The 26,658-nt window shown below is 68.6% G+C and carries 31 protein-coding genes and 8 pseudogenes; 9 read left to right on the plus strand and 30 right to left on the minus strand.

Annotated elements, in window-relative coordinates; genetic code table 11:
* Nucleotides 1–11: 11 nt before the first annotated feature.
* Together QQK48_RS00145 and QQK48_RS20825 are read left to right on the plus strand one after the other, a co-directional pair.
* Nucleotides 12–278 carry an ArsR/SmtB family transcription factor gene (locus tag QQK48_RS00145; RefSeq protein WP_284327074.1) on the plus strand — a complete coding sequence of 89 codons (267 nt, stop codon included), beginning with the start codon at nucleotides 12–14 and terminating at the stop codon, nucleotides 276–278.
* Nucleotides 268–1,965, plus strand: a complete 1,698-nt coding sequence (locus QQK48_RS20825) for an MFS transporter (RefSeq protein WP_431308254.1) — start codon at nucleotides 268–270, stop codon at nucleotides 1,963–1,965. Before QQK48_RS00145 ends, QQK48_RS20825 begins: the two co-directional genes overlap by 11 nt.
* Nucleotides 1,966–2,535: 570 nt before the next feature.
* Here the strand turns inward: QQK48_RS20825 and QQK48_RS20830 are convergent.
* Both QQK48_RS20830 and QQK48_RS00160 read right to left on the minus strand, forming a co-directional pair.
* Nucleotides 2,536–3,198, minus strand: a pseudogene (locus QQK48_RS20830) (S-layer homology domain-containing protein); the annotation flags it as partial.
* A gap of 33 nt (nucleotides 3,199–3,231) precedes the next feature.
* Complete coding sequence (locus QQK48_RS00160; RefSeq protein WP_284327076.1) at nucleotides 3,232–4,173, minus strand: LysR family transcriptional regulator; 942 nt, start codon at nucleotides 4,171–4,173, stop codon at nucleotides 3,232–3,234.
* Nucleotides 4,174–4,244: 71 nt separating this feature from the next.
* Between QQK48_RS00160 and QQK48_RS00165 the strand changes: the two genes are divergently transcribed.
* The gene (locus QQK48_RS00165; RefSeq protein ID WP_284327077.1) at nucleotides 4,245–5,165 is read left to right on the plus strand and encodes an EamA family transporter; all 921 of its coding nucleotides are present in this window, start codon (nucleotides 4,245–4,247) and stop codon (nucleotides 5,163–5,165) included.
* Between the two features lie 91 nt (nucleotides 5,166–5,256).
* Here the strand turns inward: QQK48_RS00165 and aspS are convergent.
* The 3 genes and pseudogenes from aspS to QQK48_RS00175 all read right to left on the minus strand — a co-directional run bounded on the left by aspS (nucleotide 5,257) and on the right by QQK48_RS00175 (nucleotide 8,484).
* A pseudogene (gene aspS / locus QQK48_RS00170) lies at nucleotides 5,257–7,041 on the minus strand (aspartate--tRNA ligase).
* Between the two features lie 95 nt (nucleotides 7,042–7,136).
* Nucleotides 7,137–7,664, minus strand: a complete 528-nt coding sequence (locus tag QQK48_RS18515) for an ATP phosphoribosyltransferase regulatory subunit (RefSeq protein ID WP_348523341.1) — start codon at nucleotides 7,662–7,664, stop codon at nucleotides 7,137–7,139.
* Complete coding sequence (locus QQK48_RS00175) at nucleotides 7,594–8,484, minus strand: ATP phosphoribosyltransferase regulatory subunit (protein ID WP_348523342.1); 891 nt, start codon at nucleotides 8,482–8,484, stop codon at nucleotides 7,594–7,596. Before QQK48_RS00175 ends, QQK48_RS18515 begins: the two co-directional genes overlap by 71 nt.
* Nucleotides 8,485–8,580: 96 nt before the next feature.
* On the opposite strand from QQK48_RS00175, the gene QQK48_RS00180 reads away from it, so the two are divergent.
* From QQK48_RS00180 to QQK48_RS00205, 6 genes and pseudogenes are all read left to right on the plus strand, one after another.
* Nucleotides 8,581–9,015: a hypothetical protein gene (locus QQK48_RS00180; RefSeq protein WP_284327078.1), complete on the plus strand. Its 435-nt coding sequence runs from the start codon at nucleotides 8,581–8,583 to the stop codon at nucleotides 9,013–9,015.
* Nucleotides 8,984–9,382 carry a peptidylprolyl isomerase gene (locus QQK48_RS00185; RefSeq protein WP_284327079.1) on the plus strand — a complete coding sequence of 133 codons (399 nt, stop codon included), beginning with the start codon at nucleotides 8,984–8,986 and terminating at the stop codon, nucleotides 9,380–9,382. Before QQK48_RS00180 ends, QQK48_RS00185 begins: the two co-directional genes overlap by 32 nt.
* On the plus strand, nucleotides 9,379–9,846 hold the full coding sequence (locus QQK48_RS00190; protein WP_284327080.1) for a hypothetical protein: 468 nt from the start codon (nucleotides 9,379–9,381) through the stop codon (nucleotides 9,844–9,846). The genes QQK48_RS00185 and QQK48_RS00190 overlap by 4 nt, the downstream gene beginning before the upstream one ends.
* The gene (locus QQK48_RS00195; protein WP_431308385.1) at nucleotides 9,758–10,249 is read left to right on the plus strand and encodes a DUF349 domain-containing protein; all 492 of its coding nucleotides are present in this window, start codon (nucleotides 9,758–9,760) and stop codon (nucleotides 10,247–10,249) included. The genes QQK48_RS00190 and QQK48_RS00195 overlap by 89 nt, the downstream gene beginning before the upstream one ends.
* Nucleotides 10,152–10,676 (plus strand): annotated as a pseudogene (locus tag QQK48_RS00200) (DUF349 domain-containing protein); the annotation flags it as partial. The gene QQK48_RS00195 and the pseudogene QQK48_RS00200, both read left to right, overlap by 98 nt.
* Nucleotides 10,677–10,811: 135 nt before the next feature.
* Nucleotides 10,812–11,432, plus strand: a complete 621-nt coding sequence (locus tag QQK48_RS00205) for a hypothetical protein (RefSeq protein ID WP_284327083.1) — start codon at nucleotides 10,812–10,814, stop codon at nucleotides 11,430–11,432.
* On the opposite strand, the pseudogene QQK48_RS00210 reads toward QQK48_RS00205, so the two are convergent.
* The 25 genes and pseudogenes from QQK48_RS00210 to pgsA all read right to left on the minus strand — a co-directional run bounded on the left by QQK48_RS00210 (nucleotide 11,407) and on the right by pgsA (nucleotide 26,644).
* Nucleotides 11,407–13,656, minus strand: a pseudogene (locus QQK48_RS00210) (RelA/SpoT family protein). The gene QQK48_RS00205 and the pseudogene QQK48_RS00210 sit on opposite strands and share 26 nt — an antisense overlap.
* A 271-nt stretch (nucleotides 13,657–13,927) precedes the next feature.
* A complete protein-coding gene (secF, locus tag QQK48_RS18520; RefSeq protein ID WP_348523343.1) occupies nucleotides 13,928–14,605 on the minus strand; it encodes a protein translocase subunit SecF in 678 nt (225 codons plus the stop codon).
* A gap of 101 nt (nucleotides 14,606–14,706) precedes the next feature.
* Nucleotides 14,707–15,000, minus strand: coding sequence for a hypothetical protein (locus tag QQK48_RS18525; RefSeq protein ID WP_348523344.1), 294 nt, complete (start codon nucleotides 14,998–15,000; stop codon nucleotides 14,707–14,709).
* Nucleotides 15,001–15,010: 10 nt separating this feature from the next.
* Nucleotides 15,011–15,766 (minus strand): preprotein translocase subunit SecD, encoded by a 756-nt coding sequence (locus tag QQK48_RS18530; RefSeq protein ID WP_348523345.1) that lies wholly within the window; start codon nucleotides 15,764–15,766, stop codon nucleotides 15,011–15,013.
* Between the two features lie 166 nt (nucleotides 15,767–15,932).
* A pseudogene (locus QQK48_RS20835) lies at nucleotides 15,933–16,010 on the minus strand (hypothetical protein); the annotation flags it as partial.
* A 158-nt stretch (nucleotides 16,011–16,168) separates the two neighbouring features.
* The gene (locus QQK48_RS18540; protein ID WP_284329250.1) at nucleotides 16,169–16,507 is read right to left on the minus strand and encodes a hypothetical protein; all 339 of its coding nucleotides are present in this window, start codon (nucleotides 16,505–16,507) and stop codon (nucleotides 16,169–16,171) included.
* Nucleotides 16,500–17,033, minus strand: a complete 534-nt coding sequence (locus QQK48_RS18545) for a preprotein translocase subunit SecD family protein (RefSeq protein ID WP_348523347.1) — start codon at nucleotides 17,031–17,033, stop codon at nucleotides 16,500–16,502. The genes QQK48_RS18540 and QQK48_RS18545 overlap by 8 nt, the downstream gene beginning before the upstream one ends.
* 107 nt (nucleotides 17,034–17,140) lie before the next feature.
* Nucleotides 17,141–18,191 (minus strand): annotated as a pseudogene (ruvB, locus tag QQK48_RS00225) (Holliday junction branch migration DNA helicase RuvB).
* A complete protein-coding gene (locus QQK48_RS00230) occupies nucleotides 18,184–18,393 on the minus strand; it encodes a hypothetical protein (protein ID WP_284327084.1) in 210 nt (69 codons plus the stop codon). The pseudogene ruvB and the gene QQK48_RS00230 overlap by 8 nt, the downstream one beginning before the upstream one ends.
* Before the next feature lie 86 nt (nucleotides 18,394–18,479).
* Nucleotides 18,480–18,848, minus strand: a pseudogene (ruvA, locus tag QQK48_RS00235) (Holliday junction branch migration protein RuvA); the annotation flags it as partial.
* 48 nt (nucleotides 18,849–18,896) lie between these two features.
* Nucleotides 18,897–19,451: a crossover junction endodeoxyribonuclease RuvC gene (gene ruvC, locus QQK48_RS00240; protein ID WP_284327085.1), complete on the minus strand. Its 555-nt coding sequence runs from the start codon at nucleotides 19,449–19,451 to the stop codon at nucleotides 18,897–18,899.
* Nucleotides 19,452–19,455: 4 nt separating this feature from the next.
* A pseudogene (locus QQK48_RS00245) lies at nucleotides 19,456–20,210 on the minus strand (YebC/PmpR family DNA-binding transcriptional regulator).
* A gap of 22 nt (nucleotides 20,211–20,232) precedes the next feature.
* Complete coding sequence (locus QQK48_RS00250) at nucleotides 20,233–20,652, minus strand: hypothetical protein (RefSeq protein WP_284327086.1); 420 nt, start codon at nucleotides 20,650–20,652, stop codon at nucleotides 20,233–20,235.
* Nucleotides 20,649–20,876: a hypothetical protein gene (locus tag QQK48_RS00255; protein ID WP_284327087.1), complete on the minus strand. Its 228-nt coding sequence runs from the start codon at nucleotides 20,874–20,876 to the stop codon at nucleotides 20,649–20,651. The genes QQK48_RS00250 and QQK48_RS00255 overlap by 4 nt, the downstream gene beginning before the upstream one ends.
* Nucleotides 20,870–21,286, minus strand: a complete 417-nt coding sequence (locus QQK48_RS00260; RefSeq protein ID WP_284327088.1) for a hypothetical protein — start codon at nucleotides 21,284–21,286, stop codon at nucleotides 20,870–20,872. Before QQK48_RS00260 ends, QQK48_RS00255 begins: the two co-directional genes overlap by 7 nt.
* A 31-nt stretch (nucleotides 21,287–21,317) precedes the next feature.
* The gene (locus QQK48_RS20840; protein ID WP_431308255.1) at nucleotides 21,318–21,542 is read right to left on the minus strand and encodes a tetratricopeptide repeat protein; all 225 of its coding nucleotides are present in this window, start codon (nucleotides 21,540–21,542) and stop codon (nucleotides 21,318–21,320) included.
* Nucleotides 21,442–22,296: a pyridoxal 5'-phosphate synthase glutaminase subunit PdxT gene (pdxT, locus tag QQK48_RS18550; protein WP_348523348.1), complete on the minus strand. Its 855-nt coding sequence runs from the start codon at nucleotides 22,294–22,296 to the stop codon at nucleotides 21,442–21,444. Before pdxT ends, QQK48_RS20840 begins: the two co-directional genes overlap by 101 nt.
* Nucleotides 22,247–22,423 (minus strand): hypothetical protein, encoded by a 177-nt coding sequence (locus tag QQK48_RS18555; RefSeq protein WP_348523349.1) that lies wholly within the window; start codon nucleotides 22,421–22,423, stop codon nucleotides 22,247–22,249. Before QQK48_RS18555 ends, pdxT begins: the two co-directional genes overlap by 50 nt.
* A gap of 60 nt (nucleotides 22,424–22,483) precedes the next feature.
* Nucleotides 22,484–22,714, minus strand: coding sequence for an NUDIX hydrolase (locus QQK48_RS00275; protein ID WP_284327090.1), 231 nt, complete (start codon nucleotides 22,712–22,714; stop codon nucleotides 22,484–22,486).
* Nucleotides 22,668–22,907, minus strand: coding sequence for an NUDIX domain-containing protein (locus QQK48_RS00280; RefSeq protein WP_284327091.1), 240 nt, complete (start codon nucleotides 22,905–22,907; stop codon nucleotides 22,668–22,670). The genes QQK48_RS00275 and QQK48_RS00280 overlap by 47 nt, the downstream gene beginning before the upstream one ends.
* A gap of 81 nt (nucleotides 22,908–22,988) precedes the next feature.
* Entirely contained in the window at nucleotides 22,989–23,180 is a 192-nt protein-coding gene (locus QQK48_RS00285; protein ID WP_284327092.1) for a beta/alpha barrel domain-containing protein, read from the minus strand.
* On the minus strand, nucleotides 23,146–23,895 hold the full coding sequence (locus QQK48_RS00290; protein WP_284327093.1) for a beta/alpha barrel domain-containing protein: 750 nt from the start codon (nucleotides 23,893–23,895) through the stop codon (nucleotides 23,146–23,148). Before QQK48_RS00290 ends, QQK48_RS00285 begins: the two co-directional genes overlap by 35 nt.
* Nucleotides 23,892–25,010 carry a glycosyltransferase family 4 protein gene (locus QQK48_RS00295; protein ID WP_431308256.1) on the minus strand — a complete coding sequence of 373 codons (1,119 nt, stop codon included), beginning with the start codon at nucleotides 25,008–25,010 and terminating at the stop codon, nucleotides 23,892–23,894. The genes QQK48_RS00290 and QQK48_RS00295 overlap by 4 nt, the downstream gene beginning before the upstream one ends.
* A 60-nt stretch (nucleotides 25,011–25,070) precedes the next feature.
* Nucleotides 25,071–25,967, minus strand: coding sequence for a phosphatidylinositol mannoside acyltransferase (locus QQK48_RS00300; protein ID WP_284327095.1), 897 nt, complete (start codon nucleotides 25,965–25,967; stop codon nucleotides 25,071–25,073).
* Nucleotides 25,964–26,644, minus strand: coding sequence for a phosphatidylinositol phosphate synthase (gene pgsA / locus QQK48_RS00305; protein WP_284327096.1), 681 nt, complete (start codon nucleotides 26,642–26,644; stop codon nucleotides 25,964–25,966). Before pgsA ends, QQK48_RS00300 begins: the two co-directional genes overlap by 4 nt.
* Nucleotides 26,645–26,658: the final 14 nt, after the last annotated feature.

Raw genomic sequence — 26,658 nt, forward strand, 5'->3', positions numbered from 1 at the left:
ACTTTCAAAGCATGACAGACTCACCGGCCCCGCAGCAGACGGCCCCCACCACCCCTGACGCGCCGTGGCCCACCCGGGAGATCACGGACCCGAGCGAACTGCGCGCCCTCGCGCACCCCGTACGGTTCGCGCTCCTCGACCTGCTCGCCGCCGGTCCCCTCACCGCCACCCAGTGCGGTGAGCGCCTAGGCCAGACCCCCGCTAACTGCTCGTACCACCTGCGTCAGGCTCGAGCGCTTCGGGCACGTCACCCGCGCCGAGGGCGGCGTGGGGCGTGAGAGACCGTGGAAGATCCGCTCCGAGGGGATCACCTGGGACACGTCAGGCCAGCCGGGAGCCGCGCAGGACCGCGCCGCCGACGCGCTATCCGACGTGATCGAGGACTACCGCTTCGGCGCCTGGAGGTCATACCGCGCGCGCCGACGCGACGAGCCCGAACAGTGGCGCGCCGCGGACATGTCTACCGACGTTGTCGCATGGATGACGGCCGCAGAACTGACCGAGCCTCAAGGGGCAGATGATGGCGCTCTTCGCCCCCTTCGTGGACCGCGACCAGGCCCCCGAACGCCGCCCGGACGGCGCCCGCGCGGTGCGCTACTTCGGCTACGCCTACCCAGGCGACGAACGATGACCTCCCCCACCACAGTGGTGCGCCGCCGCTTCGTCACCCTCACCGCCCTGCGCTGGCTCCCTACGGGTCTCGTCGCCCCCACCTTCGTGCTGCTCCTGAGCGCACGTGGGCTGTCGCTGGCCACCATCGGTCTCCTCACTGCGCTCTACAGCGCCACCACCGTGCTGAGCGAACTTCCCACCGGCGGCCTCGCCGACGTGCTGGGACGCCGCCCCGTCATCGTCGCCGCCGCACTCGTCAGTGCTGCATCGGCCATCATGCTGGCCGTATCGACGACGCTGCCGTGGCTGATCGCCGCCGCCGTGGTGATGGGGTTGGCGCGCGCCCTCGACTCGGGCCCCCTCGAGGCCTGGTACGTGGACGCGGTGCATGCGGTCGAGCCAGGGGCAGACCTCACGCCTGGCCTCGCGCGCGCCGCGATGGCGGAGTCGGTGGCGTTGTCCGCGGGCGCACTCGCCTCTGGCGCGGTCGTGGCCTGGGCGCCGATGCCGACATCGGACGCGCTCGTCATCGCACTCTCACTGCCCTTCCTTCTGAAGGCCGCTCTCACCCTCGTGCAGTTGGTGTTCGTCGCACGCTGGGTGCACGACGACGTGGCCGCCACCACCGCCAGCGAAGCGGCCGACGCGACCGCGGGTGGTCGCGTCGCACGCATCGTGGCGAACGCCACCGCCACCTCGCGGGACGTGCCCCACGCCATCGGACGCGGCGTACGGCTCGCGGTGGCGCGCCACACGCTACGCCGGCTCCTCCTCCTGACCGCAGCCTTCGGCGCCGCTCTCGCCGGCATCGAACTCCTGGCGCCGTCCCACGCCGCCAACCTGCTCGGCGGCACAGCCAACGCCGCCGGTCCCTACGCCGTCCTCGTCACTGCGGGCTTCCTGGGCTCCGCCGCCGGGTCGGCGCTCGCGCCCCTGGCAGGTCGACTCGCGCGGCGCTCGTCCCGTGCCGCCGCGCTGGCGGTCGCGGGCGCCGCCGTCTCCCTTGCCGTGGTCGCTGCGCCGTTCGCGGGCATCGCCGCCGCGGCTTTCATCGGGTTCTACGTGCTGCTGGGAGTCGCCTTCCCGCTGACGCAGACGCTGATGCATGCCGAGGTCACCGCGACCGAACGCGCCACGATGCTGTCACTGAACTCGATGGCCCTCCAGTCCACCGCCATCGTCATCACCGCGACACTCGGGGCGCTCGCGGTCGCCACGTCGACCGCCCTTGCGTTCGCGGTGATCGCGGTGGTGCTCGGGCTGGGCTCTCTCACCCTGGTGCGGTGGCCGCACGACCCGGCCCCGGCATCGGCCGGGACCACGTCGGCGACTACCGCCGAGGCATCGGCCTAGTAGACGGCGTCGTAGTAGTCGCGCGGGTCGAACACCGCATCCATGTAGTAGAGCGAACGCCACCGGTGGAAGACACCGCGGTCGGAATTGGTGCCCGTGCCGTCCGACGTGTTGCCCTCGTAGAACCAGGCTCCGGAGGCTCGTGACGCGGTCCACGATGGCCGCGTGGCTGGTGCCGTCTCCGGCATGCCAGTTCATGAGCACCACGTCGCCGGGATCCAGGTCCGAGAGGCTGACGTTCCAGTCGAGCACGCCCTCGGACTGCAGCCTTGCTGACGAAGGACGGCGAACCGTACTCGAGTCGAAGTACTTCTCCTTCGGCACGTAGCCCGGGTAGCCCGCGGCCTCAAAGACCCACGACACGTACACGGAGCACCACGCGCTGCTGCCGCCGATCCAGTCGTTGTACTTGTTGTTGCGGAAGGACGGCTCGCGGTAACCGACCTGCGAGCGGGCGGTCGCGAGAATCTCGCTCGGCTTCCACGTCACCTTTGGCGGCACGTAGGTGGGCGCCTTGTACGAGGACTTTCCGTAGCCGCGGAAGAGGAACGCGGCGGTCGCCGCACGCGAGGTGCCGTCGTAGGGACGGAACGTGCCGTCAGCGAAGCCGGTGGTCATACCGGTGGAGGCGAGCCACGAGACCTCCTTGTAGAACTTCGACGACGTACGCATGTCCTTGAACCGAGACGACGACGGCGGCGAGTAGGACGGCGAACCCTTGAAGCGATAGAGGAACGCGGCCATCGCCGAACGTGAGATGGGCTCGTCGGGGCGGAACGTGCCATCCGACCAACCCCGAGAGATCCCCTTGCGGTCCAGCCACACGATCTCCCGGTAGAACTTGTCGCTCTTACTGACGTCCTTGAAGGGCGACGAGCCGGGCAGGGAAACCGACGGCTTACCCGCCAGACGGTAGAGGAACGCCGCGAAGGCCTCGCGTGAGACCTCCCAGTTGGGGCGGAACGACTTGTCCGCGAATCCGGTGGTGATGCCCTTGGAGGTCAGCCACGAGATCTCGCGATAGAACTGATGCGAGCCGGTCACATCCCTGAAGCCCGTGGTCGCGGCCTGCGAGGGTTGAGGGGTCACCGTCACGAGGGCCACCGCCATGGTGGTGATGACTGCCCAGACGGCTACTTTTCTGCTGGCGCTTCGCTGCACGTCGACTCCTTGCATGGTGCTCCTGCCTGCACCCCGGGGCGAGCGCATTCCGCCCACCGTAACCCGCCACATATGAGAATGCCCCTCAGAAGCGCGGGCCCGCCCTCAGGAGGTGCGCGTGGGTGCCGTGGACGTACGGGCCGGCCGAACGCGCTCCTCGAGAGTTGCCCCCACCTCGGCCAGAAGGTCCACCACGGCACTCACGGCGCGGCGCTGCGCACGGTCTCGCCGCGCCAGCGCCACGATGCTCCTGGTTGCGCGCACCCCGGTGAGCGGCAGCAACACCAGTCCGGCGCTCGCAGGCGTTGAGAAGCGAGGGAGAAGCCCGACCCCGTGGCCCGCCTCCACCAGAGACTCCACCAGGCGGTTGTCCCGCACCCGCGCGATGCGGTTCAGGGGCACCCCGCTCGCCGCCTCGATCGACTCGTGAATGGTGCCGAAGGGATACCCGGGCGGTACCGCCACCCAGGGCTCATGACAGACGTCCGCAGGCCCGACGGCATCCCTCGAGGCGAGGCGGTGGTGTGAGGGGACGGCGACGTCGATGGGCTCGCGCAACACCACCCGGGACACGAGCCCGTGCGCGCCCGCGGGAACATCGGCGCTCAGACTGTGCGCGATGACGAGGTCGGCGTCCGCGGTGCGTGCGGCGTAGTCAGCCTCGGCGAGATCGAAGTCATCGAGGACTACGTCGATCAGGGTGTCGGCAAGCCGCGTGAACAGGCCCGGCATGAGGGCGGCGCCCGCGCTGGGAAGGGTCCCGATCTTGACCGTGCCCGCGGGCGCTCCCCTGCCGGCGTCCAGCCTCCCCTGGACTCGCGCGACAGCGGTCAAGACATCGTCGGCGCCATCGGCGAGGATCTGACCGGCCCACGTGAGTCGTAGCCCCCGCGAGTAGGGCTCCACCAGCGCCACCCCCAGTTCGCGCTCCGCGGTCTTCAACTGCTGCGACAGCGCCGAGGGCGTACGAAAGCTCGCCTCTGCGACGGCCGCCAACGTGCCCCTGTCTCGCAGGTCCCGCAGCAGTTCCAGGTGGCGCACTTCCATGAAGGCTCCCTACATAGTTAAGGCCTTCATTATTGCTGGTGCATTCACACTCCACCAGCGAGACTCGGGCCATGCCCACCCGCCACGTCCTCCTCGCCTTGACCGTCGCCGTGCTCTGGGGCCTCAATTTCCTCGCCATCCACGCCTCGCTTGAACAGTTCCCGCCGCTCTTCCTCGTGGCGCTACGGTTCGGGATCATCGCCATCCCCACCGTGCTCTTCGTCCCGCGCCCCCGTGTCCCGTGGAAGTGGCTCATCGCCTACGGGCTCGGCTTTGGCACCCTGCAGTTCCTGTTCCTGTATGCGGGCATGACCGCAGGGTTCCCCACGGGACTCGCATCGCTCGTCCTCCAAGCATCGGCCCCCTTCACCGTGCTCCTCGGCGCAGCCTTCCTCGGCGAGCGCCTCGGGCGCCGAGCCCTGACCGGCATCGGCGCCGCCAGCGCGGGCCTCGTGGTGGTGGGCCTTTCGTACGGCGATGCGGCACCGCTCGGGCCCTTCTTGCTCGTACTGTGCGGGGCGCTTGGATGGGCCTTAGGCAACATCGCCAGCAGGCAGGCCCGTGCCGACAAGCCTCTGAATCTCGTGCTGTGGATGAGCATCGTGCCGCCGCTGCCGATGCTCGCACTGTCGCTTGGCGTCGAGGGTCCAGCCCGCATCGGGGACGCTATCGCTACCTCGCTGAGCCCGGCCGCGATTCCGGCGTGGATCGGCCTCGCCTACACGATTGCGCTGGGCACGCTGCTCGGGTCAGGGATCTGGGTGTGGCTGATGGCACGTCACCCCGCGGGGTCGGTCGCACCGTTCTCGATGCTGGTTCCGGTCGTCGGCATCGCCGCCGCATGGATCGTCCTCGACGAACGCCCCGCGTGGCTCGAGCTCGCGGGCGGCGTGCTCATCGTGGGCGGGGTGCTGTGGGCCTCACGGCAGCAAGCTCGGGACTCCAGCCAGCCGCACCCTGGGCAGCCCGCCACCGCATCGGCGCTCCCCTAGATGCACCAAATGGATCCATTTGTCTCATGTCAGCGCTTAGACGAGACAAATGGATCCATTTGACGGAAAGACGGTGGGTGCTGCGGAAGGGTTAGGCGGTGGGAGCCTCCGCGGCCTCGTCGTCCACCTCGGCGACATAGTCCACGCCAGCCTCCGCGCGCTGCTCGTCCGTAATGGGAGCGGGCGCCGAGGTCAGCGGGTCGTAGCCGCCACCCGACTTCGGGAACGCGATGACGTCGCGGATCGAGTCCGCGCCCGTCAGCAACGCCACGATGCGGTCCCAACCGAACGCGATGCCGCCGTGCGGAGGCGCGCCGAACGAGAAAGCCTCGAGCAGGAAGCCGAACTTTTCCTGAGCCTCCTCCTCGCCGATGCCCATGACCTTGAACACGCGCTCCTGCACGTCCTGGCGGTGGATACGAATCGAACCGCCACCAATCTCGTTGCCGTTGCAGACGATGTCATACGCGTAGGCGAGCGCGTTGCCGGGGTCGGACTCGAACGAGTCGAGCCACTCGGGCTTGGGAGAGGTGAATGCGTGGTGCACGGCGGTCCACGACGAGTGGCCGAGCGCCACGTCGTCATCGTCCGCGTCGACAGCCTTGAACAGCGGCGCGTCGACCACCCAGCAGAACTCGAAGCGGTCGGGGTCCATCAGGCCCAGACGGCGTCCGATCTCCAGACGTGCGGCGCCGAGCAGGGCGCGTGACGCACCCGGCTTGCCGGCCGCGAAGAACACGCAGTCGCCGGGGTTCGCACCCGTGGCCTCGGCCAGTCCCGCGAGTTCTGCCTCGGAGAGGTTCTTGGCCACCGGCCCGGTCAGGGTGCCGTCCTCCTGCACCAAGACATACGCGAGGCCCTTGGCACCGCGCTGCTTGGCCCATTCCTGCCACGCGTCGAGGGTCTTGCGCGGCTGCGACGCGCCTCCGGGCATGACGACCGCACCGACGTACTCGTTCTGGAACACCCGGAACGGGGTGTCCTTGAAGTACGCGGTGAGTTCGGTGAGTTCGAGGCCGAAGCGCAGGTCGGGCTTGTCCGAACCGAAGCGAGCCATAGCGTCGTTGAACGTGATGCGCGGGATCGGCGTCGAGATCTCGACACCGATGAGGCTCCACAGTTCCTTGACGATTTCCTCGCCAAGGGCGATGACGTCGTCCTGGTCGACGAAGGCTCATCTCGATGTCGAGCCTGAGTGAACTCGGGCTGGCGGTCTGCGCGGAAGTCTTCATCGCGGTAGCAGCGAGCGATCTGGTAGTAGCGCTCCATGCCGGCCACCATGAGCAGCTGCTTGAACAGCCTGCGGCGATTGCGGCAGCGCGTACCAGGACCCCGGCGCAAGGCGCGCGGGCACCAGGAAGTCGCGAGCACCCTCGGGCGTCGAACGCGTCAGCGTCGGCGTCTCGATCTCGAGGAACTCGTGGCGGTCGAGCACGCGGCGTGCCGCCTGGTTCGCCTTGGAGCGCAGCACCAGGTTGGCGCGCGGCTGCGGACGGCGCAGGTCGATGTAGCGGTACTTGAGGCGAGCCTCCTCGCCGACGGTGACGTGCTCATCCACGGGCATCGGCAGCGGCGCGGCCTCGTTGAGGATGGTCACCTCGGAGACGACCACCTCAATCTCACCGGACGGGAGGTTGGGGTTCGCGGAACCTGCGGGGCGCTCGCGCACTTCGCCCGTCACCTGCAAGACGTACTCGTTGCGGAGGCTGTGGGCCACCTCCTCGCGGATGACGACCTGGGCGAAACCCGAGGCGTCACGCAGATCAATGAACGCCACGCCGCCGTGATCGCGGCGACGCCCGACCCATCCGGCCAGAGTGACGGTGGTGCCCGCGTCGGTGGCGCGGAGGTTTCCTGCGAGGTGGGTGCGAAGCACGATCAACCTTTCTGGGCACGCTAGACGGGCGTGCCGGTTCGCTTGAGGGTTGCGGTCAAGTCTAGGGCCCACGCTGTGGGCCGGTGGCGTCAGCCTTACGGGCGGACGATGCCGGGACGGGCGTCCTCGGCGGGCGGCACCCAGGCATCGGCATCAGCAGGCGCCTGGTCACCCGAGCGGATGTCCTTCACCTCGCCGTCGCCGTCCGCACCTGGGAACCACACGAAGGGAATCGCGCGACGGTCCGCGAACTGAATCTGCTTGCCGAACTTCGCGGCGGTGGGCGACACCTCACAGGCGATGCCACGGGCTCGCAGGCGGTCGGCGATGGTCGCGGACTGCGCTCGCGAGTCCTCGTCGATCACGGCGACGAGGACGGCGCTCGGGACACCACGATTGGCCCTCGCGAGGCCCGCGCCCAGCATGCGGCTGAGCAGACGCGAGACGCCGATCGACATACCGACGCCGGGGAAGCCCCCACCGGCGACGAGCGAGTCATACCGGCCGCCCGAACAGATGGACCCCAGGTCTTCGTGCCCCTGCAGGAACGTCTCATAGACCGAGCCCGTGTAGTAGTCGAGTCCGCGTGCGATCCGCAGGTCCGCCACCGCGGTACCCGGCACGGCCGCGTTCACACCCTCGACCAGCGCCACCAGGGCCGCGATGCCTGCGCTGAGCCTGCTCCTGCGCATCGGCCACATCCTCGATGGTGGTGGTCGTCGCCCACAGGTCCTCGATCGCAGTGGCGAACGAGCCGTCGGTCGCGCTGATGCGCGCAAGCCTCCAGGATTGCATCGGTCGCCGTGACGGCGATGCCCTTCTCGGTGAGCTCAGCGCGCACCCCGTCGGGGCCGATCTTGTCGAGCCTTGTCGACGCTTCGGAGCGCACCAGCGACGTCCTCGATGCCCACGCCGCGGTAGAAACCGTCGACGAGCCTGGCGGTTATTGACGTGCATCGTCACCGCGGGCAAGGGCAGCGATGCGAGCGCGCGCGCCATGACGACGGCCACCTCGACCTCGAGGTGCGCGGGCAGGTTGTCCCGGCCCACGATGTCGATGTCGGCCTGATAGAACTCGCGGTAACGACCCTCTTGCGGCCGCTCACCGCGCCACACCTTCTGAATCTGGAAGCGACGGAACGGGAACGCCAGGTCGTTCTGGAACTCCTCCGTGTAGCGCGCGAACGGCACCGTCAGGTCGAAGTGAAGCCCCGCCTTCGCCTCGGAGTCCTGCTCCGCCCCCAGCCGGCCAAGCGTGTAAATCTCCTTGGCGGCATCGGACTTGCCTGCGAGGCGGTCCAGAGTCTCGACCACTCGCGTCTCGATCTCGGCGAAACCGTGAAGGCGGAAGACCTCCTTCAAGGAGTCGATCACCTGCGCCTCCACCACGCGGTCGGCAGGGGTCCACTCGGGGAATCCGGACAGGGGTCGCACTCGGGCCATGACGGCCATTGTTCCATCCTGACTGGTGGAACCCTGTCCACTCACGACCCCACCCCTAGACTGACGCGCGAACAGCCACTGAGACGTTGAGGTGACATGACCACCAAGAAGCAGGCCAAGGCCAACGCCAAGCGCCAGCACTCCAAGCTCGAAGCGCGTCAGGCCGCGAAACGAGCCGCGCACGAGCGCCGCATCAGGATCGTCGCAGCGATCACGGTCGCCGCGCTCGTCCTCGGTGCCGCCTCCACCCTCATCGTGATGGCCGTCATCAACAGCGGGAACGACGACGTGGCCGCGACGCCCACGCAGACGGCCGATGCCTCGGCGAGCGACGACGCCATCAGCACTTCCTCAGGATGGGCCAACTCCCCCGAACCCCCGGACCCCTCGACGGCCGAGTCCAGGCAATGGTCCGCGACCATCGCGACCAACCTCGGTGACATCACCGTGACTCTTGACGGCGAGAACGCTCCCCAGGCCACCGCAAGCCTTCATCGCGTTGGCCCAGGACGGCTACTTCGACCAGACTGAATGCCACCGCATCACCACTAGCGGCATCTACGTGCTCCAGTGCGGCGACCCGACGGCCACAGGAACGGGCGGTCCCGCCTACTCGTACGGACCCATTGAGAACGCTCCCGCGGACGACGTTTACCCGGCTGGCACCCTCGCGATGGCACGGGTGGGCGGCGACGGCGAATCCATGGGAAGCCAGTTCTTCATCGTCTACGACGACTCCACCATCCCCTCCGACTCGGCCGGCGGCTACACAGTGTTCGGGCAGGTCACGGAGGGTTTGAGTATTGTTGAGGGCGTTGCCAGTGCCGGAACCATCACAGGCGAGTCCGACGGACAGCCGGCACAGTCCGTCATCCTGAACGAGGTGTCTGTATCGTGACCACCCCCAAGCCCAAGCCGACCCCCAAGCCCGGCCCCCGTCCCGGAACCCCCAGCCCCGTCGTGCTCGCCCAGCACGCGACCCACCCCGTGAAGGTTCCGGTGGTTGCTGAGGTCACCGACGAGCAGGTCGAGACTGCGAAGGGCTTTGGTGCCATCGAGGGCGAGTCCGTTGTCGTCACCATCGGCGACGAGAAGGTGACCGTGGGAGCCGCCACCGGCGACGACCCGCTGGCCCCGTACGCGAAGGCGTTCTACGAGCTCTCGGCGTCGATCGAGCGCTTCCACGCACGCCTCGCGTCCGCGGAGCCTCAGCCCCAAGGACATCGACGACTCGATCGGCGCGCTCTCGCCGCAGTTGGAGACCCCGGCCGTGGTGGGCGACGTCGCCGCGTTGCGTACCCGGTTCGCGGAGGTCGAGAAGGAAGCGCTGGAGACGCGCGAGCGGATTCAGGCCGAACGTGACGCCGCACGCGCCGAGGCGCTCGCTGCCCGCGAGGAGATCGTGGTGAAGGCCGAGGCCATCGCCGCGAAGCCCGAGTCCCAGGTGCACTGGAAGAACGACACCGCCGAACTGCGTGCCCTGCTTGACACGTGGAAGGAAGCGCAGCGCAGCAACGCGCGCATCGCGAAGGATGCCGAGCGCGAACTGTGGAAGCGTTTCACCGCCGCCCGCTCGGGATTCGAGAAGGCACGCAAGCACCACTTCGCGCAGGCTCGACAAGGACAACGCTCAGGTCGCCGGCCGCAAGGAGGACCTTGTCGCCCAGGCCGAACGCCTCGCAGAGTCCTCCGATTGGGACCGCACGGCGCGCGCCTTCAAGGACCTCATGGGCGAGTGGAAGACCGCTGGCCGTGGTCGCCGTAGCGTCGACGACGCGCTGTGGAAGCGGTTCCAGACGGCCCAGGACGCGTTCTTCGACGCGCGCCGCTCCGCCTCGGACGCCGAAGACGAGGCCCTCGCGGGCAACGTCGAGGCGAAGGAGGCCGCGGTGGTCGAGGCCGAGGCTCTGCTGCCCCTGACCGACCTCGACAACGCGAAGCGACAGTTGCGTGCGATCCAGGACCGCTTCGAGGACGCCGGCCGGGTGCCGCGTGCCGACGTGGCTCGCCTCAACAAGCGCATGGGCGTGGTCGAGAAGGCCGTCCGCGACGCCGAGGACGCCCAGTGGAACTCCCGCAACCCCGAGCGAGCGTCGCGCCACGGGTGCCGCCGCCCAGGCTCGAGGCCGCGATCGGCGAACTCGAGGCCGATCTCGCCGCCGCGAAGGAGGCCGGAGACAAGCGCAAGGTGAAGGAGGCCGAGGAGGCCCTCGCCGCCCGCCGCGCCTGGCTTGAGCAGATCCAGGGAGTGGTGTCCTAAGACACCCACCCAGCCACCAGGGGCCGGGGATGCCGCACTGGCGTCCCCGGCCCCTGTGCTGTCTCCCGTGCTGCTTGTCCACAGCGTTGCGGCCCGCAGCACAGCGGGCGCGCTCGCTGAGCACAATGGAGTGATGTGGCTCGTCGACTCCTCCCAGGTAGGCCAGGTCGCGTTCCAGCGCATGGTGCGTGACGGCGACCTGATCGCCCTGATGGGGACCGGGGCACGGCCGGTCGACATCCCGGACAGCGCACCGCTGCGCACCGCGGCCCTCGCGCCCCTGGTGAGGCCGGGGCTCACGCTGACAGGCTTGGGAGCGCTGTGGGCACACTTCGGCGGCACACCGCCGACCTCACTCGACGTCCTGGCGTACGAGCATCGCCACTGGAGGTCATGGTCGCCGCCGATGCCCACCAGGATGCACACCACGCCGGTGCGCCACGGCGCCGTCGCCACACCAGGTGTCGCGCTCGCGGATGCGTTGCGGTGGGCCGACCTGCGCCGGGCGATCCCCGTCGCCTACGCGCTCCTCAGCAGTGGCCGAGTAGCAGCGGCCGATGCGCTCGGCGCGCTCGACGCCATTGCGGCGCAGGACAACTCGTGGCGTCGCGCGTGGTCCGCGTGGGCTGCGGTGCGCGACGCCCAGGGAGCGGCGCGACGGGTCACAGCGGCCGCTTCGCCCCGGTAATGCGGCGGGCGTCGTAGACGCCGTCGATGCGGCGAATGGCGGAAAGCACCGCACCGAGGTGGGACGGGTCGGCCATCTCGAACGTAAAGGTGTTGAGCGCGACGCGGTCGCGGTTGGTCGAGACGTTCGCGCCCAGGATGTTCACGTGATAGTCCGAGAGCGCCTTCACCACGTCGGACAGGAGACGGTTGCGGTCGAGCGCCTCCACCTCGATCTGCACCAGGAAGGTCGCATCCGACTGACCGGTCCACTGGACGTCGATGAAGCGTTCGGCCTGCGTATCGAGGGAGGCGAGATTCGCGCAGTCCGCGCGATGCACCGAGACGCCATTGCCGCGGGTCACGAACCCACGGATGGGGTCGCCGGGCACCGGCGTACAACACTTCGCGAGCCTTGACCACCACATCAGACAGCCCGTGGACGGACACGCCCACGTCCCCACGGCGTGCACGCTGGGCGGACGTGCCGGGACGCGTGATCTCGGTGACGTCCTCGTCCGCACCCTCGTCACCGCCGACGGCCTCCACCATGCGACTCACCACATCGGAGGCCTGCTCCTTGTGCTCGCCGATCGCGGCATAGAGCCCGTCAACGTCCTCGTAGTGCATCTCCTTGGCCAAGGCCAGGAGCGTCGACTTGGACATGAGGCGCTGCATCGGAAGGTGCTGGCGGCGAATCGCCCGCGCAAGCATGTCCCGACCGGTCTCGATCGACTCCTCGCGGCGCTCACGGGTGAACCACTGACGGATCTTGTTGCGGGCACGCGTGGACTGCGCAAAATCCAACCAGTCGCGCTTCGGGTGTGCGTTCTGGTCGGACGTGGTGAGGACCTCGACGGTGTCGCCGTTCTCCAGCGTCGAGTCCAGGGGCACCAGCCGCCCATTCACCTTGGCGCCGATGGTCTTGTGGCCCACCTCGGTGTGCACGGCGTAGGCGAAATCGATGGGGGTGGCGCCCTGCGGCAGGGCAAGCAACCTGCCACGCGGCGTGAAGACGTACACCTCGGCGCGGGAGATCTCACCGCGTAGCGAGTCGAGGAACTCGGTGGGATCGGCGGTCTCCTGCTGCCAGTCGGCGATCTGACGAAGCCAGCCCATGTCATCGGACTTACCGCCGCCGGCGCCCTTGACCGTCTCCTTGTAGCGCCAGTGGGATGCGAGGCCGTACTCGGCTCGTCTGTGCATCTCCTGCGTGCGGATCTGGAGCTCGACGGGCTTGCCCGACGGACCGATGACGGTGGTGTGAAGCGACTGATAGAGGTTGAACTTGGGCATCGCGATGTAGTCCTTGAAGCGACCGGGCACCGGCTGGTACCTCGCGTGCATCGCTCCCAGCACCGCGTAACAGTCGCGCACCGTCTCGACCAGGATCCGGACCCCGACCAGGTCGTAGATGTCCGCAAGGTCGCGACCTCGCACAATCATCTTCTGATAGACCGAGTAATAGTGCTTGGGCCGGCCGGTGATCTCGCCCTTGATCTTCATCTGCCGCAACTCCGCGGCGATCTCCGTACGAATCTCGGTCAGATACTTCTCGCGCTCCGGTGCGCGCTCCGCGACCACGTCGACGATCTCGCCGTAGATCTTCGGATACAGCGTCTTGAAGGACAGGTCCTCAAGTTCCCACTTGATCGCGTTGAGCCCCATGCGGTGCGCGAGCGGCGCGTAGATCTCGAGGGTTTCCTGCGCCTTGCGGCGGGCCGACTCGACGGGCACATGCTCCCAGGTGCGGGCGTTGTGAAGGCGGTCGGCAAGGCGAGGAGCAGGACTCGGATGTCCTTCGCCATCGCGACGACCATCTTGCGGACCGTCTCGGCCTGCGCCGCATCGCCGTACTTGACCTTGTCGAGCTTGGTGACGCCGTCGACGAACTCGGCGACCTCGTCGCCAAACTCCTCGCGGAGCGTCTCGAGCGGATACGAGGTGTCCTCGACTACGTCGTGCAGCAGCGCCGCACAGATCACCGACTCTGGTAGCCCCATCTCTGCAATGATCTGCGCGACCGCGATGGGGTGGATGATGTACGGCTCACCGCTCTTACGCTGCTGGCCGCGATGGGCCTTCTCCGCGACCTGATAGGCGCGCTCGATGAGCGTGGTCTTGCCCTTGGGGTACATCCGTCGATACGTGTCGAGGATGCCGTCAATCGCGGTGACCTCGCGCGGCGCGCGGCGCAAGAACGCCAGCGGCCCGAGCGCGGACGACGTGGGTCGAGTGTCCGTCATGTCGCCTCCTCGGGTGGAACCGCTAGAAACACCAGTCTACGGGCCATGACAGTCACGCAAGCACGCCCTTCGACCCACGCTCACGCCCCAAGGAACGGGACGCGGATGGCCGCATGTGCGGCGTGTCGCGCCTCCAAGTGCCGCACATGGGGCAATCTGCGGCACTGAGCGGGGTCATGCGGGAGTGCGGACCTGGGAAGGTGCAGGGTTGCGGGCACGCGGGACCGCGCTGGGCCCAGGGCCGGATCGAGACGATGCCGGCCCTACGCCGCTACTTGCGGCGCTTGCGCTTGGGCTGCGACGACTGACCGAGGTGCTCCCCCGGAGTCAGCGCGCCCACGTGAACGGTGCCGTCCTCGCGCACCACGTCGCTCGAACCGCCTGCACGCAGCGCCAGCACCTTCGCGGTGTGCTCCTGGATGCGCGGCTCACGGCCCCGCAGCGCCACCTCGAGGGGTGTCGCCACGAAGATCGACGAGTACGTGCCAACCGCCATACCGACGAACAGCGACAGCGAGATATCCATCAGCGTTCCCGCACCGAGCACGAACGTGCCGATGAACAGAATGGCCGCCACGGGCAGCAACGCCACGATCGACGTGTTGATGGAGCGCACCAACGTCTGGTTCACGGCGAGGTTCGCGAGTTCCTCGTAGGTGTAGCGCGTCTGCTCCGTGAGGTGAGCGGTGTTCTCCTTGACCTTGTCGAACACCACGACCGTGTCATACAGCGAGTAACCGAGGATCGTGAGGAATCCGATGACCGCCGCGGGTGTCACTTCGAAACCGATGAGCGCGTAGACACCCACCGTGAGCAGGAGGTCGTGAATCAGCGCGAGGATTGCCGCCGCCGCCATGCGCCAGGCACGGAAGTACAGCGCGATGACCGCGAACACCAACAGGATGAAGATCACCAGCGCCTGGACGGCCTGCTTGCCGAGCCTGTGCACCCCAGGTGGGACCGATCTGGTCGAAGGCGACCGCATCGACCGAGACGTCGTACGCCTCCGCCAGCGCCTCGGTCATTGCCTGCTGGTCGGCATCGGAGAGGTCACCCAGCCTGGATGCGGATGTCGTCCTCACCGAGCACCGTGATGCGGGGCTCCTGGGTGGAGTCGATCTCGTTGACGACATCCTCCGCCGGACCCGCCGAGGGGTTTGCGACGTTGGTGATGATGTACTGCGAGCCGCCGGTGAAGTCGAGGCCGAGCGTGAGGCCCTTGCCGAACAGCAGCACGAGCGACGCGACCACCAGGATGATCGACACCAGGAACCAGCGCTTGCGCTGCTGAACGATCGGGTAGGTGATCTCACCCGAGTGGAGCCTTGTTTCCCCAGGTAGCAAGGCTCATGTCTCAGCCCTCCGACTTCGTGGTGTCATCGTGGTCGGCATTCTTGGAGCCCGAGGCCTCGGCCTCGTCGGTCGCGGCGCCTGTCTCGTCCGTGGTGGGCTCGCCCGCCACCTCACTTGACTGAGCGGCCTTGCGGCGCGCCGCCTTACGCTCGGCGAGGGTCAGGCCTTCGCCAGCGTCGTCATCGGACTCGGCCGATGCCGCGGTCACAGCCTTCGGTGCAGAGGATCCGGTGCGCACGCGGCCACGGCCCTTGTACATCTGCTCACGACCCAGGCGGCGGGGGTCAAGCCCGGACCACTTGTGGCCCTCGCCCCAGAACTTCGTCTTGGCGAGTAGCACCATCACGGGGTGGGTGAACAGCATCACGATGACGATGTCGATCACGGTGGTGAGCCCCAGCGTGAACGCGAAGCCACGCACACCGCCGACGGCCAGCATGTACAGCGTCACCGCGGCAAGCAGCGAGATCGCGTCGGAAGCCAGAATGGTACGCCGTGCACGTTTCCACGCATGGTCGACGGCGCTGGGCAGGGAACGTCCCTCACGCAGTTCGTCCTTGATGCGTTCGAAGTACACGATGAACGAGTCAGCCGTAATACCGATCGACACGATCAGACCGGCAACACCGGCGAGTGAGAGTCGATAGTCGAGGCCCCAGGACAGCAGCGTGATGACGCCGTAGGTCCCCACACCGGCGAGGATCAACGAGCCCATGGTCACGAGGGCGAGGGCGCGGTACTGGAACACCGAGTACACGATGACCAGCAGCAGGCCGATGGCGCCTGCGATGAGGCCCTTCTCGAGCCTGCTCTGCGCCGAGCGTCGCGGACATCTGCTGGTTGGACTGCACCTCAAGGCTCATGGGCAGGGCACCGAACTTCGCCTGGTTGGCGAGGCTCTCCGCCTGCTCCTGGGTGAAGTTTCCGGTGATCGATGCCTGGCCGCCGGAAATGCGGGCGGAGACGGACGGGGCCGAGATGACCGCACCGTCCAGAACCATCGCGAACTGGTTGCGCGGGCTTTCGAGCCTGGGAGATGCGCTGCGTGATCTCGTCGAACTTCTGGGCGCCCTCGTCGGTGAACGTGAGGCGAACCTCGTACGCACCGGTCAGGTTGCCCGCCTGCGTGCTCTCGGGGCCGGAGGCCGCGGTCTCCAGGTCATCGCCGGACAGGCTCGACGGGACCCATCGCGTACTTCACGATGTCGGCGGAACCACACGCGACGTAGCCGGCCTCCGGGTCGCCCATGGAACGACCCGAGTAGTTCTCGGCATCGAGGCAGTCGAGAGCGGCGAAGTCGGCCTGGACGTCAGCAGTCAGCCACTCGAAGGACGAGGGATCGGTGGTGCCGTACACGGGCCCGGTGGACGCGTCCGTGGTCGCCTCAGGGCTGGCCGATGCCGTGGGCTCCGGGGTCGCGGAAGCGGACGTCGCCGTCGCGTCGGTCTCGGCGGACGTCACCTCGGGAGTCACGGTCGCGTCGTCGGTCTCACCCACGACGTTGGCCATCTCGCTGGCGCTGACCTCGGGTTCTGGCGACGTCGAGGCATCGGCCGAAGCCGAAGGCTCCGCGGAGGCCGAAGCGGACGCGCTGGGCTCGGGGGTGGCCGACGTGGACGTCGTGGGGCTCGGGTCTCCGGTCATCAGCACGGGGCGGAACTGGAGCCTGCGCCGACTGCGCAACAAGGTCCACCGTCGCCTGGTCGGGGTTGCCGGGCAGCGCCACCACAATGTTGTTGCCCTGCGTGGTGATCTCCGCCTCGGCGACACCCGAGGCATCGACACGGCGACGAATGATCTCGACGGCCTGGTCAAGGTCCGACTGGTCGATCTGCTGGGTCGCCCCCTCCTCCAGCACGGGCGCCAGAATGATCTGGCGGCCTCCTGCGAGGTCGAGAGCGAGCCCGGGGGTCCACGAGGTGACGCCCGTCGCGGCACCCACCGCAAGGCCTCCGTAGATGAGGGCGAGGATCGCCCCGAGCCAGATCAGCGCCTTGCGAGCGCCCTTGGTTGCTTGAGACACAGGATTCCTTCGTCTGACGCCTTCGTGTTTGCCCCCGAGGGAGCCCAGCCGATTCTAGGGGCATGAGGCGCCAGCGTCGAACAGGCCCCGCTACGAAGAGCAACAGTTCAGTCGAACAGCCGTCCGCCCACCTGGCCAGCCACAGCATCGGCCGGCGGGGTGAGGCCAAGGTGGACCCATGCGTCGGCCGTGGCGATTCTGCCTCGCGGGCTGCGACTCATGAGGCCCTCGCGTACCAGGAACGGCTCCGCGACAGTCTCGACGGTCTCGGGCTCCTCACCGACGGAGACCGCCAGGGTCGACAGGCCCACGGGACCGCCTCCAAAGCGGGTGCACAACGCGCGCAGCACGGCTCGGTCCAGGCGGTCGAGCCCCTTGTCGTCCACCTCGTACACCTGGAGAGCCTCACGCGCGTTCGCGAGGGTTCCCCGACCGCTGCCGTGGACCTCGGAGAAGTCGCGCACGCGGCGCAGGAGCCGGTTGGCGATTCGGGGCGTGCCGCGCGAGCGGCCCGCGATCTCGTGCGCCGCCGAGGTATCCATCGGGAAGTCGAGCAGGCGTGCCGAACGTCCCAGGATGCGCTGGAGTTCGGCGGGCTCGTAGAACTCCAGATGGCCCGTGAACCCAAAGCGATCCCTGAGCGGCGCCGGTAGAAGCCCCGCCCGCGTGGTCGCGCCCACCACCGTAAAACGAGGAAGTGTCAGCGGAATCGACGTGGCGCCAGCGCCCTTGCCGACCACCACATCGACACGGAAGTCCTCCATGGCGAGGTAGAGCATCTCCTCGGCGGGCCGTGCCAGGCGATGAATCTCGTCAAGGAACAGCACATCGCCCTCTTCAAGAGAGGACAGGATGGCGGCCAGGTCGCCCGCATGCTGGATGGCCGGTCCGGAGGTGAGGCGGAGGTTCGCTCCCATCTCCGTGGCGATGATCATCGCCAGCGTGGTCTTGCCCAGTCCTGGCGGCCCCGAGAGCAACACGTGATCGGCCGTCGTGCCGCGCGCCACCGCGGCGCGCAGCACCAGGCTGGTGATCTCGCAGGGTCTGTTGACCGACGAATTCGTCGAGGCTTCCGGGACGAAGCGCCGCCTCGGATGACCGTTCGATCGCGTCCGCGTCGGCGGAGACGAGCCGGGGATCGAGGTCGGCGTCAGACACGCGCCGCGCCCATCGTCCGCAGCGCGGCGCGCAGGGTCACCGCCACGTCCTCCTGCGCCACCGGTCCGTCAGCCACATCGTCCACGGCCTTCGCCGCGGCCTTCGGGTTCCAGCCCAGGCTGACAAGCGCGTCCTCGACCTGTCCCCTGGCGTCCGCGGGGCCCGCCGAGGGACGCGCCTCGCCGTCTGCGTCGTCGAGCACGGGGAGGCTGAGCCTTGCCGCCCAGGCTCCAGCAGAAGGCGTGCCGCGACCTTCGCGCCGATGCCGGGCACCTGCTCGAGGGCCTTGCGATCCCCCGAGGCCACCGCCTGCGCAAGCGCATCGGGCGAATGCACCGCCAGCATGGCGAGCGCGAGCCGGGGCCCCACGCCCTGTACCGACTGCAGCGCCTCGAACGTGTCGCGCTCGTGCTCCGTACCAAAACCGAACAGCGTCAGGGAGTCCTCACGCACAACAAGGTGGGTGTGCACCCGCACGGTGGCGCCGTGACGGAGGTCGGCGAGCGTGGTGGGCGTCGACAGCACCTTCATGCCGACGCCGCCGGTCTCGATCACCGCCGCCGTCGCGCCGACGGACAGCACCGTGCCATGCAGCGTGGAGATCACGCATCCTCCTTCGAACGTATGTACGAATACGCTACGGGATGACGCTGACACCGACGGCCGCGACGCGCCGCGTGAGCGACGCGCGGGCAGGCAGCGCCGTCAGCGCCTGCGTTTGGCGGCCTGCTCAGCCTCGGCCCAGAGCCGCTGCGCCGCCGTCGTACCACCCGTACCCACGGGCGCGGCCGCGCCCCGCCAGGCGTGCGCGATGGCGATCGCGAGGGCATCGGCCGCATCGGCCGGCTTGGGCACCTCGGTGAGCCCCAAGACCTTGGCGACCATGTAACCCACCTGAGCCTTGCCTGCCCTGCCCTCGCCCGTGACCGCGGCCTTGACCTCGGACGGCGTGTAGAGCGTCACCGGCAGGCCCCTGCGCTGCGCGAGCAGCATCACCACGCCCGAGATCTGGGCCGTGCCCATCACCGTGGAGACATTCGCCTGAGCGAACACGCGCTCCAACGCGATCGCGTCGGGCCGATGCTCGTCGAGCACGCGCTCGATCGCGTCGGCAAGGCGTCCGATCCGCGCGGGAGTGTCCGCGGTCGACGGGCTCGTGGCCGCGCTCACGTGCACCAGCGACACTCGCCTGGCACCCGCGGCATCCACGATGCCGAGCCCGCAGCGCGTGAGCCCTGGGTCGACACCGAGGATGCGCACGGAGTTACTCTGCGGCGGCCTCGAGGACCTCGTCGGAGGCGTCCATGTTGGCGTAGACGTTCTGAACGTCGTCGCAGTCCTCAAGCGCGTCGATGAGACGCAGCATCTTGCGCGCGCCGTCGACGTCGAGGTCCACCTTCATGGACGGCACCCACGCGGCCTCGGCCGAGTCGTAGTCGATGCCCGCATCCTGGAGCGCGGTACGCACGGCCACGACGTCGGTGGCCTCCGAGGTGATCTCGAACACGTCGCCGCCGTCCTCGATCTCCTCGGCGCCGGCCTCGAGGGTTGCCTCCATGAGCGCGTCCTCGGTGGTGCCCAGCCTTGGGAACGACCACCTGGCCCTTGCGGGAGAAGAGGTAAGCGACCGAACCGGGGTCGGCGAGCGTGCCGTTGTTGCGGGTCAGCGCGGTGCGGACCTCCATGGCGGCGCGGTTGCGGTTGTCGGTGAGGCACTCGATCAGCATGGCCACGCCGTTGGGTCCGTAGCCCTCGTACATGATGGTTTCGTACTGCGCGCCACCGGCCTCCAGGCCAGAGCCACGCTTGACGGCGCGGTCGATGTTGTCGTTGGGGACCGACGACTTCTTCGCCTTCTGGATCGCGTCAAACAGCGTGGGGTTTCCGGCGGGGTCTCCACCACCCGTGCGGGCCGCGACTTCGATGTTCTTGATCGCCTTGGCAAACAGCCTTGCCGCGCTTGGCATCGATAACGGCCTTCTTGTGCTTGGTGGTGGCCCACTTGGAGTGACCGGACACGTGTGCTCCTCGAATGACGGGTTCAGGACTGCCGACCAGTGTACTCAGGGCGAGGGGATGACCCTACGAGCCGATCAGCAGGATGGCCCAGCGGCCGATCGCGCCGAGCGCGCCCGCCCAGAGCAGGCTCGCAAGCGTGCCGATGATGAAACGCTCCGAGGCCTCCGACCGTGCCATGGGGTCCGTGTCCCGCAGGCTCTGGATAGCGGCCGAGACCCTTGATCGCCACCACGATGGCCACCCCTTCCGGCATCCCCACGAGGATGCACCCCGCCACCAGAAGTCTCTCCATGACGCCGACCCACATCCCGCCGCGCAGCAGGCCGGGCGTGGGGGCGATGGGTTCGATGCGCCTGAGTGCCCACGCCACCAGCGGCGCTCCGAGCCCCGCGGCGAGCGCGAGAGTGGCAACGCCGATGGCGACGGTGAGAGCGACGGTCATGATGACGGCACCGTACCCGAAGGGTCCGACTCGACGCCGGCGTCCGTGACAAGCCGGGCCGCCAGCGGCCGCGCGGCCGCCTCCTCGTCGAGCATCGCCACGGCCGCGCGCTGGCTGACTGCCTGGGGCGAGATTGCCAGCGCCCTCGCCGCCTCGCGTCGCGTTGCTCCCCCGGCGAGCGCATCGGCCACCTGCCAGCCCGCCTCGGAACGGCGCCTCACCACGGCGCCGAGCAGTTGGAGGATCGCCGTGGCCTCGGCCGCGGCCGCCGGGCTTCCCCGGCGACCACCAACGGCACCGACTCTCCCCTGCCCCTGGCGCGCTCAACGGCGTCGCGGGCATGGACAAAGACGGGGCCTGAGCTCGCGCGCGACGACGGCCCGAGCGGGAGTTGGGCTCGTCCCACCCCGATGCCGACGGACCAGTCGCCCTCGCGCATGAGGCGCAGCGCGAGGTCCACAGCGGCATCGGCCGCGGTGAGCACGATCTGGACTTCATCGCCGACCGTGCGCTCAAGTGGCAGCGCGATCGCCTCGCGCCACTGCTGGCTCCAGGGAGTCAGCGCAGTCAGGAGTTCCTCGACGCGCTCACCCGAGACGGTACTGGCGCGCTGATCGGCGGTGATGACGAACATGCAACAAGGCTAGAGCCTTGAAGCGCACGTATCAAGGCTCCGTGCTTGATTCTCCGCGATCAAGGTCCGCCGCGTACCGCACGAGAGCCGCCGAGTACTGGGTAGACGCCACGGCACCGAGCGCCGCCTGCAGCGCCTCGGTGTGACGCCCCAGGTCATGCCGCGCGAGGGCAAGGAAGCCCGCCGCGGCGGGTGCAAGCGCCTCGCTGACGGACGTCGACTCGAGCAACGCCACCGCATCGGCCGGACGCCCCACGTTCCGCAGCGAACTCGCGAGCCTGAATGACCGCTTCATCCGCCCGGCGCCCGCCAAGACCCGCCGCCAGAGCCCGCTCGTACAGGACGACGGCCTCCGCCTCGCGCCCCACGTAGTCGTGAGCGGACGCGACCTCGTACAGCGCCGCGGCGTCGCCTGCCGGCCGGGCCTCGGCCAGCGCGTGCGCTCCGGCGATCACGCCCGCGACGTCGTCACGCTGCACGCCATCCCAGAAGGCCTCGACGCGCACCTCCCACACATCATCGGAAGGCTCCGCGCGCGTCGGTTGCTCCCATGTCAGATCAGGTCGAGCAGGTGCTGGTGTACGCGGAGCCTCGTCGGAGATCTCCGGGTGGAACGCCGTCGCGAGGCGCGAGCCGTACTGCACCGCCACCGCATGCTCCACACCGTCGCCTGCGACCGCAGTGGCGAGCACCTCCACCTCATCCGCGTAGGACTCGACCCAGGGCGCCCTGATGAACGTGGCGCGCATCGAGGAACCATCGGGCAGCCACGTCAACGACGCCTCGGCCGAGTCCACCTGCCGTCCAAACGCGTTGCGGCGCACCGTCATGGGAATCGCCTCGAGCGTCTGCTGGCCCTCGATGCCGTCCACCAGATCGGTGGCGAGCAGGATCATCCCGGCGCACGATCCCAGCACGGGAAGGCCAGCCTGGATCCGTTCCATCAGAAGGTCGCGCAAGTCAAAGGCGCGCAGCAACTTGTCGATGGTGGTCGACTCGCCCCCGGGCAAGATGATCGCGTCGACCTGCTCGCTCGCGCGCCCTGCGCACCAGCGTCACGTCCGCGCCCAGGCTCGTCACCGCCGCGGCGTGCTCCCGCACGTCGCCCTGCAGCGCCAGCACTCCTACCGTCGTCACTCGTTTGCCTCTCCCAAATCCATGGTCACGCCGTCCCACTCTAGAAACGGCGCCCAGTCCTCACGCAACTGCACGGGGAACACCTCGATCTGCGCAGCCGCGAGCCTCGGCGCGGGTCATCCATACCGTGTCGTCGATCGTGTCGAGCTCTGTCTCGGTCCAGGCAATGCCCGCGGTGGACTGCGCGTCCGCAAGGCGTGCCACGAAGTACACCTCGTGCTGAATGTACGGCCGCGACTGGAAGTCAAACAGCGCGGTGCGATCCCAGACGGGGCCGCGCAGCGCCTCCACGGGGACCACCAGGCCGGTCTCCTCCGTCAGGCTCGCGTGCGGCGGCCTCGGCGGCGCTCTCCCCCGGCTCAATGCCACCCCCGGGGGTGAACCACCAGGACCGCTCAGGCCGATGCGAGTCGTGAGCCCGCATCACCAGCAGCCGACCCTCGTCGTCAAGCAGCAGCACCCTGGCGCCCTCGCGCCTGATCACCTGCGGCTCGCCCCCGGAGAAGAGGAGACGGCCGATGCAGAGCCTCTCCCCGCATCGGCCGTCATCTCTGTCCTCGCTGACTTACCAGCCGCGCTCGGCGAGGCGGTGCGGCTCGGGAACCTCGTCAACGTTGATGCCGACCATGGCCTCACCGAGGCCGCGCGACACGTCGGCGATCACGGCGGGGTCGTCGTAGAACGTGGTGGCCTTGACGATGGCCGCGGCACGCGACGCCGGGTCACCGGACTTGAAGATGCCGGAGCCCACGAACACGCCCTCGGCGCCGAGCCTGCATCATCATCGCGGCGTCCGCGGGGGTGGCGATGCCGCCGGCGGTGAACGTCACGACGGGCGCTTGCCGGTCTCGGCGACCTCCTGCACGAGCGGCAGCGGCGCCTGCAGTTCCTTGGCGGCGACGTACAGGCTCGTCCTTGGGAAGCGAGGTGAGGCGAGCGATCTCCGCGCGCAGGGTGCGCATGTGCGTGGTGGCGTTCGACACGTCACCGGTGCCGGCCTCACCCTTCGAGCGGATCATGGCCGCGCCCTCGGAGATGCGACGCAGCGCCTCGCCAAGGTTGGTGGCACCGCACACGAACGGCACGGTGAACTGCCACTTGTCGATGTGGTGCGCGTAGTCGGCGGGGGTCAGAACCTCGGACTCGTCGATGTAGTCCACGCCAAGGCTCTGGAGCACCTGCGCCTCGACGAAGTGACCGATGCGGGCCTTCGCCATGACGGGAATCGAGACGGCGTCGATGATGCCGGCGATGAGGTCCGGGTCAGACATCCGGGCCACGCCACCCTGCGCGCGGATGTCTGCGGGGACACGCTCGAGGGCCATGACGGCCACGGCGCCCGCGTCCTCGGCGATCTTCGCCTGCTCCGGGGTGACGACGTCCATGATCACGCCGCCCTTGAGCATCTCGGCCATGCCGCGCTTGACGAGGTCGGTTCCGACCTTGGGGGTGGTCTCGGCGGTGTCGCTCATGCCTGATGCTTCCTTGGCTTCTCGAGGTGCGGAGGTGTGCTGAACCCTCCCGCGGGAACAGGCTCCGCGTCCAGTCTAATGGCGTCGCGGTACGTCTCTTCGATCCTGGGTGCCACCTGCTGCCAGTCGAACGTCAGGGCTCGCTGCTGGCCGCGTTCGGCGAGCGCCGCGCGCGCCTGAGGGTCGTCGAGCAGGGCCGTGACACGGGCCGCCAGTTCCACCGAATCCCCCACGGTGTGCAGGGCGGCACCCACCTCGCCGTCGGCGTCCGTGGCGACGTCGCGGAACGCGACGAGGTCGCTGGCCACTACGGCAGCGCCCGCCGCCATCGCCTCGACCAGGACGATGCCGAAGCTCTCTCCGCCGGTGTTGGGCGCGCAGTACACGTCGACCGACGCCATGAAGCGTGCCTTCATGCCCTCGTCGAGTTCGCCGACCACCTCGGCGCCCGCGCGCGCCGCTCGCGCGGCAACGCGGTCGGAGAAGCGGCCTGCGACCAGGAATCGGGCACGCGGGTAACGGGCGCGCACATGCGGGATGGCGCCGAGGTACTCCTCGAGTCCCTTGCGCGGCTCGTCCATCCTGCCCAGGATGCCGATGGTCGGCGCCTGGCGCGTACCCGTCCATTCGCCACGGGGCTCGGCGACCACGTACTCCTCGGTGTCGACGCCGTTGGGGATGATGTGCGTCGCCGCCACCCCCAGGTGCTCCTTGACAGTGCGGTCCGCCGACGGGGACACCGCAATGCGCGCATCGAGTTCCTCGTAGCCGGGCTTGATGAAGGGCTTCGCGATGCGCATCATGCGCGAATGGTCGTTCGAGGTGTGAAAGGTCGCGACGGTGGGGCCGAGGCGCGCCCACATCGCGATCACCGACAGTGACATGGTGCCGGGCTCGTGCAGGTGGACCACGTCGAAATTGCCGTCGCGCAGCCAGATGCGGACGCGTGCCGCGGCGATGGGGCCGAACTTCACGCGCGCGACCGAGCCGTTGTAGTGCACGGGAATCGACTTGCCTGCGATGGAGACATAGTCGGGAACCGCGGTGTCCGGGGATCCGGGGGCGATGACGGAGACCTCATGCCCTCGCTCCATCAGGATTTCTGCGAGGTCCATGATGTGCAGTTGCACTCCGCCGGGACGGTCAAAGCCTATACGGACAGACGATGCCGATTCTCATGATGTCCACCCGAACCTCTGCAGCATGTGCCAGTCGGCCGGATGAGCGGCAATCATGTCTCCCATCCAGGTGGCCCACTGCTGACTCAGGGCAGCGACGCGTTCATCGCGCGGCACGTCAAGATCGCTGGCATCCAGCGCGGCGCCGAAGCTCAGCACCACGCCCCAAGGCGACCCTGCCGCACGGCGGCGGGCGCCGTGCAAGGGTTCGTAGCGCACGTGCACGGGAACGAGAGGTGCACCCGTGGCGACCGAGAGCGCGGCCGGTCCCGGTGCCACCTTGACCCCGTGACCCCACATCGTGACCTCGACGCCCGAGCCGGAGAGGTCACGATCAGCCAGCAAGCAAATCAGGGTGCGCTCGTTCTTAGCGATGCGGATCAGTTCACGGAACGTCGCGCCGCCCTCATGCCCCAGCACCCGGATTCCGACGTCCTCACGCATCGCCACGAACCGGTCATACATCTCGCGCGGCTTGAGCACCTCTGCCACCGCCGTGACGGGGATGATGCGGGGCGACGCGTAGGCGCCCACAAGGTCCCAGTTGCCGCTGTGCGACAGGACGGCCACCACGCCCGTGGGCGAGGTCGTCAGGAGTTCCTGAACCGGCTCGTAGCCCTCAAGCCGCACCCGGGCGTCCACCTGGGAGGCGCTGAAGCGATCGAGGGTCAGCGCCTCCGCGTAGTAGCGCGAGACCGACTGCAACGACTCCTTGGACAGATCACGCAGGGCGGACCCCGTCAGCCCGGTGACCCGGTGGAGGTTGTCCTCGAGCCGACGCACCGCCTTGCCAGGCCGATGCCACGCGAGGGTGGCGCCGACGGAAGCCAGGACACGTACGGCGCCGACGGGGAGCACGCGAGACGCGCGCCATGCGGTGAGAAGGGCGTTCATCGAGCGGTCGTGTCACCCTCGGCAACGTCCGCCTGGCGTGCACTCACAGCGTCACCAGGAGTCGCGAGGCGGTGGTCCTTCGCATTCTCGCGCATCACGATCAGCGTGCGCTGGACCACGGTGACGGCGGCCGCCACGGCAAGCAGGTAGAGCACCCAGGTGAGCACCCACAGCGGCAGGCCAAGGCCCACCAGGGCCGTCGCGAGCAGGCCGATCACAAGGCGGTCGGAACGCTCGGCGATGCCACCCTTCGCGTCGATCCCGAGACCCTCCGCGCGCGCACGGGCGTACGGGACGAACGAGCCGAGCGTGAGGCACAAGAGCGCGGCAAGCGCCGTCGCGGGCTCGTCCACACGGAACGTCCACACGAGGGCGCCGAAGATGGCCGCATCGGCCACGCGGTCCAGCGTCGAGTCAAGGTACGCCCCCAGGCGGCTGGACTTGCCCGAGAGGCGCGCCATGGTGCCATCGAGCATGTCGGTCACCACAAAGAAGGTGATGAACAGCACGCCCCAGAACAGCCAGACGCCGCCGCGCGGGAAGAAGAAGCAGGCGCCGAACACCACACCGAGGGTGCCGATGATGGTCACCGCGTTGGGGTGAATACCGAGGCGTAGCAGCCCCTTGGCGGGGGCGGACCACAGCCGGCCCATGAACGGGCGCAGCCAACCGAGCATCAGGCCACCTCGCC

This window comes from Demequina litorisediminis (assembly GCF_030161615.1).
In the GTDB taxonomy this organism is placed as follows: Bacteria; Actinomycetota; Actinomycetes; order Actinomycetales; family Demequinaceae; genus Demequina; species Demequina litorisediminis.

Excerpts from the sequence above, each read along its gene's own strand:
- pgsA (WP_284327096.1), bottom strand. The coding sequence starts at position 26,644 with ATGCTCGGTTGGCTGCGCCCGTTCATGGGCCGGCTGTGGTCCGCCCCC.
- QQK48_RS00145 (WP_284327074.1), top strand. The coding sequence starts at position 12 with ATGACAGACTCACCGGCCCCGCAGCAGACGGCCCCCACCACCCCTGAC.
- QQK48_RS00165 (WP_284327077.1), top strand. The coding sequence starts at position 4,245 with ATGCCCACCCGCCACGTCCTCCTCGCCTTGACCGTCGCCGTGCTCTGG.
- QQK48_RS00260 (WP_284327088.1), bottom strand. The coding sequence starts at position 21,286 with ATGTTCGTCATCACCGCCGATCAGCGCGCCAGTACCGTCTCGGGTGAG.
- QQK48_RS00290 (WP_284327093.1), bottom strand. The coding sequence starts at position 23,895 with ATGAGCGACACCGCCGAGACCACCCCCAAGGTCGGAACCGACCTCGTC.
- QQK48_RS00160 (WP_284327076.1), bottom strand. The coding sequence starts at position 4,173 with ATGGAAGTGCGCCACCTGGAACTGCTGCGGGACCTGCGAGACAGGGGC.
- QQK48_RS00295 (WP_431308256.1), bottom strand. The coding sequence starts at position 25,010 with ATGGACCTCGCAGAAATCCTGATGGAGCGAGGGCATGAGGTCTCCGTC.
- QQK48_RS00250 (WP_284327086.1), bottom strand. The coding sequence starts at position 20,652 with ATGACCGTCGCTCTCACCGTCGCCATCGGCGTTGCCACTCTCGCGCTC.
- QQK48_RS00300 (WP_284327095.1), bottom strand. The coding sequence starts at position 25,967 with ATGAACGCCCTTCTCACCGCATGGCGCGCGTCTCGCGTGCTCCCCGTC.
- QQK48_RS00180 (WP_284327078.1), top strand. The coding sequence starts at position 8,581 with ATGACCACCAAGAAGCAGGCCAAGGCCAACGCCAAGCGCCAGCACTCC.
- QQK48_RS00175 (WP_348523342.1), bottom strand. The coding sequence starts at position 8,484 with ATGGCCCGAGTGCGACCCCTGTCCGGATTCCCCGAGTGGACCCCTGCC.